This is a genomic window from Pseudomonas sp. AP42 (genome assembly GCF_001728935.1).
Lineage (GTDB): Bacteria > Pseudomonadota > Gammaproteobacteria > Pseudomonadales > Pseudomonadaceae > Aquipseudomonas > Aquipseudomonas lactis.
Window position 1 is genome coordinate 1 of the sequence record NZ_LYSO01000186.1, and the last position, 6,422, is coordinate 6,422.

At 59.1% G+C, this 6,422-nt stretch carries 5 protein-coding genes; 3 read left to right on the forward strand and 2 right to left on the reverse strand.

Features of this window, described 5'->3' with window-relative positions:
- Positions 1–590: 590 nt before the first annotated feature.
- The 3 genes from A7K61_RS30060 to A7K61_RS30070 all read left to right on the forward strand — a co-directional run bounded on the left by A7K61_RS30060 (position 591) and on the right by A7K61_RS30070 (position 1,850).
- A complete protein-coding gene (locus A7K61_RS30060; protein WP_069558985.1) occupies positions 591–1,046 on the forward strand; it encodes a YkvA family protein in 456 nt (151 codons plus the stop codon).
- Positions 1,047–1,143: 97 nt separating this feature from the next.
- Positions 1,144–1,482 (forward strand): helix-turn-helix transcriptional regulator, encoded by a 339-nt coding sequence (locus A7K61_RS30065; protein WP_044273065.1) that lies wholly within the window; start codon positions 1,144–1,146, stop codon positions 1,480–1,482.
- Positions 1,479–1,850, forward strand: a complete 372-nt coding sequence (locus A7K61_RS30070) for a hypothetical protein (RefSeq protein WP_003190138.1) — start codon at positions 1,479–1,481, stop codon at positions 1,848–1,850. The genes A7K61_RS30065 and A7K61_RS30070 overlap by 4 nt, the downstream gene beginning before the upstream one ends.
- Here A7K61_RS30070 and A7K61_RS30075 read toward each other — a convergent pair.
- A complete protein-coding gene (locus A7K61_RS30075) occupies positions 1,847–3,616 on the reverse strand; it encodes a bifunctional diguanylate cyclase/phosphodiesterase (protein ID WP_047710460.1) in 1,770 nt (589 codons plus the stop codon). The genes A7K61_RS30070 and A7K61_RS30075 overlap by 4 nt on opposite strands.
- Before the next feature lie 117 nt (positions 3,617–3,733).
- On the reverse strand, positions 3,734–5,815 hold the full coding sequence (locus A7K61_RS30080) for a carboxy terminal-processing peptidase (RefSeq protein ID WP_223816873.1): 2,082 nt from the start codon (positions 5,813–5,815) through the stop codon (positions 3,734–3,736).
- Positions 5,816–6,422: the final 607 nt, after the last annotated feature.

Below are 6,422 nucleotides of genomic sequence, written 5' to 3' on the forward strand. Positions count from 1 at the left end.
TCATGGGACATCCTTGGCCCAGGACGGCTAACCCGGCGTCCTGCCGGGTTACCCACGAATTCCAGCCTGCGTTCGGCCAGCGTGGTTTAACGGGGCGCCTGAGATCAAGATCAAGAGCAGAGCAAGATCAAGAGCGGCTCGCTTCGCATCGTGGTTACCTGGGGCGGCACATTCGATATCTCTGTCGATTGAACGGCCGCCATCGCAGGCAAGCCAGCTCCCACACTTGGAGCCCGGGGTGTTTGGGAGATAGGCATCGGCTGGCAGGCTGCCACGGAGGGCAGCGTCGTACCGGAGTCGTACAGATATCTATGACTCTCGCAAGCCAGGCAGCCCCTGATTCAAGCCTCTGCAAATCCAAACGAACGTCCGCAACCGGACACAGTCTGATATAAGACTCGAGCACGGGTAGCCGCACATACATGCCAAGTCAATGAATTCTTGGGTTTTTTTGATGTGCGCAAAAAACGCCCGATCTGACTGTAGGCCTTGTAGTCCGTGGCTTTCAGCCGATAAAACAGGCTCTGTTCACAAGGTTATCCACAATTTGTGTGGATAACCTTTTATGTCGCCTGGAACTGGAGTGCCCTATGAAACCACCGTTCAATTTCACCCGTTTCCTGCCGATGGCCGCGCGCTTGCTCGGTCGTGGGCGTTTGCCAACCTTGCTGTTTGCCGTCGCTGCCAAAGGCTCAAGCCAGGGCAATCGGCTCGGCCAGCTCAAGGATGATCTCAAGTTGCTGCAGGCCCTGTGCCTGGCTTACTGGCGTGGCGAATACCGTGCCATCAGCCCCAAGGCGCTGATCTCGGTGGTGGCGGGGCTGATGTATTTTCTTAGCCCGATTGATGCGATTCCGGATTTTCTTCCCCTGTTCGGCATGCTCGACGACATCGCCGTGCTGGCGTGGGTCATGAAGACCCTGAGCGGCGAGCTGAGCGCCTTTCGTACCTGGCGCGATGCGCAACGTCCGGAAAAACTTGCGGTGGTTGAGCGCCTGCCTGCGACGCCTGAGCTGCTGGCCCGGGAAAACCCGCAAAAAAACTAATGATGCCTGGTATCCCCCGGCGACCTTCGTGGCTGTTAGGATTACACTCTTAAGGAAATAACTTACTTAGTAAGTGTTTTTATCCTACGGGGCAGTCATGGATATCCAGATCATTTCACGCGATGGCGAACCCGAATATGCGGTGTTGCCATGGGACCAGTACCAGGCGCTGCTAAAAGCTGCCGGTCAGTTGCAACCGCCACGCGCTTCTCCTTCTGCTGCACCCACCGCCTCCGAGCAGGACTTGCGCCCGCTTGCAGCCCTGCGCGGCTTGCGTGAGGCCAAGGGCCTGGCAATCGAGGCCCTGGCGCGTACCGTGGGCATCAGCCCTTCGTATCTTGGATTGATAGAAAGTGGTGAACGCCAGCCGGATGCCGCCATTCGCCGCAGCCTGGCCTGGGAATTGGGCGTTGCAGGTTGGAGGGATGAGTCTTGAGCCTACGTATCAGCCGTCAACACTGGGATGGGTTAATCAATGAACTGGACCAGGCACGTCGCCAGCGCCATTTGCTGACGTATCGTGCGCTGCTGGAGCGTCTGCAATTCCCCACGCCGGCCATGCAGACCCTGGCTGCGGCCCTGGAGCATCTGGCGGCGCTGGATGCCAAGGCGGAGCAACCGCTGCGCAGTTCCCTGGTGATCAGCCAGGGCGCCAGCCGCCTGCCGCGCACCGGTTTTTTTGAGTGTGTGGAGCGCCTGGGGCGGTTCAGCGGGCCTTCCGATGGTGTGGCCGCCGCGTCCTGGCATGCATCCGAAGTGGTGCGGGTGTTCGAGTACGAGTACCCGGAATCCGCCGAGGCCTAAAGCGCCTGGGAGCAGGTGTCCATGCTGTCGATCACGTGGATGCTGTAGCCCGCCATATCCTTGGCATGGTGCTTGGCTTGTGAAGCCAGCTCTGCCAATTGGCTGGCATCGAGTTGTGCACAGGCCTGTGGATACAAGTGCACCACGCCGATGGACAGCGACAGCAATGCAAACTCCTGGCGCGCGCCCTGGCGGTTGAGGGCCACGAAGCAGCCAGCCTCAAGGTGTTCGGCGCGGTAGAAGCGTCGGCATTGGGTATGGAAATCGTCCAGCAATTGGTTGAGCCGCTTGCGCCAATCCTGCGGGCCCAACACCAGCAGAAAGTCATCGCCGCCAATGTGCCCGACAAAGTCGCGGCTGGGGTCTACCCGGTCGTTCAGGCACTGCGCCAGGCACAGCAGCACTTCATCCCCGCGCCCGTAGCCGTAGATATCGTTGAACGGCTTGAAACTGTCGATATCCACATAGCAGATCACCGACTCGCGCTGTTGCTGCAACAGCCTAGTGAGGCACTGCTGGATCGGCACGTTGCCAGGCAGCAAGGTCAGCGGGTTGGCGTAGCGGGCCTGCTGGATTTTCAGCTCCGTGATCAACTTGAGCACGTCGATAACCCGGCCCAGCCCCAGATAATCGCCGTTCAGGGTGATGATGAAATCCTCTTCGATGCGTTGCCGTGCACGGCTGGTGAGTAAACGGCTGACCTGCTGCAAGGACTGGCTCAGTTCCACCGCCAGAAAGTCATCGCTCATCAGGCGGCTGATGGGTTTGCGCGCGAACAAGTCGGTGGCGAATGGCTTGAGCAACGCATCCGATAGCGAATGCCGGTGCACAATGCCGACCGGGCGACCGCGGCCGTCCAACACCGCCAACGAGTTGAGGTTGGCCTGGCGGCGGAACGATTCCAGCACTTGGGCGGTGGCGGTGTCTTGATCCACGGCGGGTTGCTCATTGAGCAGGGCGCTCAGGTCACTGCCTTCGTCATTGAGGGCCAGCGTGGCGTTATCCGGCTTGGGCAGCATCAGGCGCGCTTCCTGTGGCGGCTGTTCCTGAGGACGGCAGAGCAGGTAGCCCTGGACCAGGTCGACGCCCATCTCGGTCAGCACCGCCAGTTCTTCCGGCAACTCGATGCCTTCGGCAATCACTTGGGCGCGGGACGCCTTGGCGATCTGCAGGATGGAGCCGACAAACTCGCGCTTGAGGGCGTCCTGGTGAATGCCGTCGATAAAGTGCCGGTCGATCTTCACGTAGTCCGGGCGCAGTTCCGACCACAAGCGCAAGCTGGAATAACCGGCGCCCAAGTCATCCAGTGCGATGGCAAAACCCATGTCGCGGTAGTGGTGCAAGGCGGTTTGCAATAGCGCGAAATCGTCGGTGGGCGCCTGCTCGGTGAGTTCGATCACCACGTGACTGGGAGAAATACCGAAGTCGCGCAACAGTTGCAGGGTGCGCCCTGGCTGATGCGCGTGCTCCATCAAGGATTCCGGTGAGATATTGAGGAACAGCTTGCCGGGCAGTTTCTGCTCGCTGAAGCGCCGGCATGCACTTTCTCGACACGCCATGTCCAGCTCGCTCAGGCGCCCGGCATGGCTGGCCACTGAGAACAGCGCGACGGGGGAGTGCAGCGGGCTGTTGGACGGGCCGCGACTGAGGGCTTCGTAACCGAGGATGCGCCGTTCTGACAGGCAGATGATCGGTTGGAACAGGCTGTGCAAACTGCCTTGAGCCAGGATTGAGCCCAATGCATTCAGCTGTTCGGTCATGGTCATGGCGGTCTCGATCAAAAAAAAGGACCGCAGGCGTAAACCTGCGGTCCTTTTATTTCACGACAGAATGATGTCTATATGATGACACTCCGAGGAGCGATCACATTAAATCGCCATCATTTACTGCTTGGCCACCTGCTTGGTGATCTTCAGGTAATCCAGCAGGATCCGGCCCGTCTCGGCCAAGTAGGCGTCGTCTTCCGGCTTGGTTTTATCCGCCTCGGTCGGCAGCGCGTCTTCATCTTCTTTCTTCAGCTCTTTGAGCGGGTCTTCACCCTTGGCCTTGCGGCGGGTGTTTTCCAGCACCAGTTGCTGATTCTCGATGCTGGAGTGCTGTGCACGGCGATCCGCTTCGTTGAGGCTGACGGTTTTCTCTTCCATCAACTTCTTGGCCAGGGCCAGCTTGTCGCGGATAAACACGAACTCGGCATCCTTGGCGGAGCGGGTGTCGTGGTCAGCCTTCAGCTGTGCCAGGAACGGCTTGAACGGATCCGACGCCGGCTTGATCGCAGGGCGGATGGTGTCCCACGGCATGGCTTCAGGCAGGGCGCTTTCGCCGATTTCCTTGGTGTCGATGATCGACGGGAAATCGATATCCGGCAGTACGCCCTGATGCTGGGTGCTCTGCCCGGAGACCCGGTAGAACTTGGCCAGTGTCAGCTTGAGCTCGCCATGGTTCAGCGGCTGGATGGTCTGCACGGTGCCTTTGCCGAAGGTCTGGCCGCCGATGATCAATGCACGGTGGTAGTCCTGCATGGCACCGGCGAAAATCTCCGAGGCCGAGGCCGAGAGGCGGTTGACCAGCAGCGCCATCGGCCCTTTGTAGAAGGCACCCGGGTTCTCGTCTTCCAGCACGTCGACACGGCCGTCAGCGTTGCGTACCAACACGGTCGGGCCCTTGTCGATAAACAGGCTGGTCAGCTCGGTGGCTTCCTGCAGGGAGCCGCCGCCGTTGTTGCGCAGGTCGATGACCACGCCGTCGACTTTCTCTTTCTGCAGTTCTGTGAGGATTTTCTTCACGTCGCGGGTGGTGGACTTGTAGTCCGGATCACCGGCACGGAAGGCCTTGAAGTCCAGGTAGAAGGCCGGGATTTCAATCACGCCCAGCTTGTAGTCCTTGCCATCCTGCTTGAGGTTGAGGACTTTCTTCTGCACGGCCTGGTCTTCGAGCTTCACCGCTTCACGGGTGATGGACACGATCTTGCTGGTCTGGTCGTTCGGTGCATTGGTGTGCGGAATCACTTCCAGGCGCACCACGCTGCCTTTAGGGCCGCGGATCAGCTTGACCACTTCGTCCAGGCGCCAGCCGACCACATCGACCATCTCTTTGTCGGCCTGGGCCACGCCGATGATCTTGTCGGCCGGTGCCACTTGCTTGGTTTTGTCAGCAGGGCCTGCCGGCACCAGACGTACGATTTTCACCTGGTCATTGTCGCTTTGCAGGACGGCACCGATGCCTTCCAGGGACAGACTCATATTGATATCGAAATTTTCCGCGTTATCTGGCGACAGATAATTGGTGTGCGGGTCGTAGGACATCGCAAAGGTGTTGATGTAGGCCTGGAAGATGTCTTCGGCACGGGTCTGGTCCAGGCGCGCCAGCTGGTTCTTGTAGCGCTTGGTCAACAGTTCTTGAATGGCCTTGGGCTCTTTGCCGGCGATCTTCAAGCGCAGCACTTCGTCCTTGACGCGTTTGCGCCACAGGTCGTCCAGGGCTGCGGTGCTGGTCAGCCAAGGGGCGTCCTTGCGATCCACCAGCAGGGTTTCTTTCTGGGTGAAATCGAGCTTGTCGACGCCTTTGTTCAGCTCACCCAGGGCGAAGTCCAGACGCGCTTTGACGCGGTCCAGGTAGCGCTTGTAGATGGTGAAGCCAGGCTGCAGGTCGCCGCTCTTGAGGAAATCGTCGAATTGCGTCTTCCACTTGTCGAACTCAGCGATATCGCTGGCCAGGAAGTAGCTGCGCGACGGGTCCAGCAGCTTGAGGTAGCTGTCGTAGATGATCACTGAGCGAGCGTCGTCCAGCGGCGGCTTGCTGTAGTGATGGCGCTTGAGCAACTCGACGACGTTAAGGCTGGCAATCACCTCATCGCGATCAGGCTGAAGGTTGTCCCAGCTATTGGCTGCGAACGTATTGGTCGACATCGACGCGAAGCCGAGACCAATGAAAAAAGCGAGGGCGGTGCTGGGGAACAGATGCTTCATGCTGATTCGACGCGGGGGCAATTGATAACGCATATTAGGCCGTCTTTGAGGGAGCCGGTTCCATATGGTCCGGTCGCATAATGCAAAAAGCCCGGCGCTACAGCACCGGGCTCAGTCCAGACTCACTATGGAGGCACTGTGAAAGCATTGCAAGGCGTTGACGGTGATGTGGGGGGCCAGAACAACCCCGTCCTACGCTCGGTGTAGTCCATATTGCCAATAGCCTGACCGAATCCTAGATTGAAATGCAGTCAATGTGGGAGCTGGCTTGTCTGCGATAGCGGTGCAACAGTGAAGAATTCTTCATCTGGTGCACCGCTATCGCAGCATAGGTATCTACACAACTTTGGTGCGACGCTGGACCTGTGGCGAGGGAGCTTGCTCCCGTGACGACCGGACAGCTGGCGCCTATCTCCCTGAGGCACCGCAATCCAAATGTGGGAGCTGGCTTGCCTGCGAAGACGGCCTAACAGTCAACACAGTTGGACAGGGTACATATCCGTTATTTAGGTAACGGCCACTGAGGGTTCCGCCCTGACGGCGGCTCACTTTTGAACAGCGCAAAAGTAAGCAAAACGCTCTTGCCCCACCACTCGGCACCTCGCCT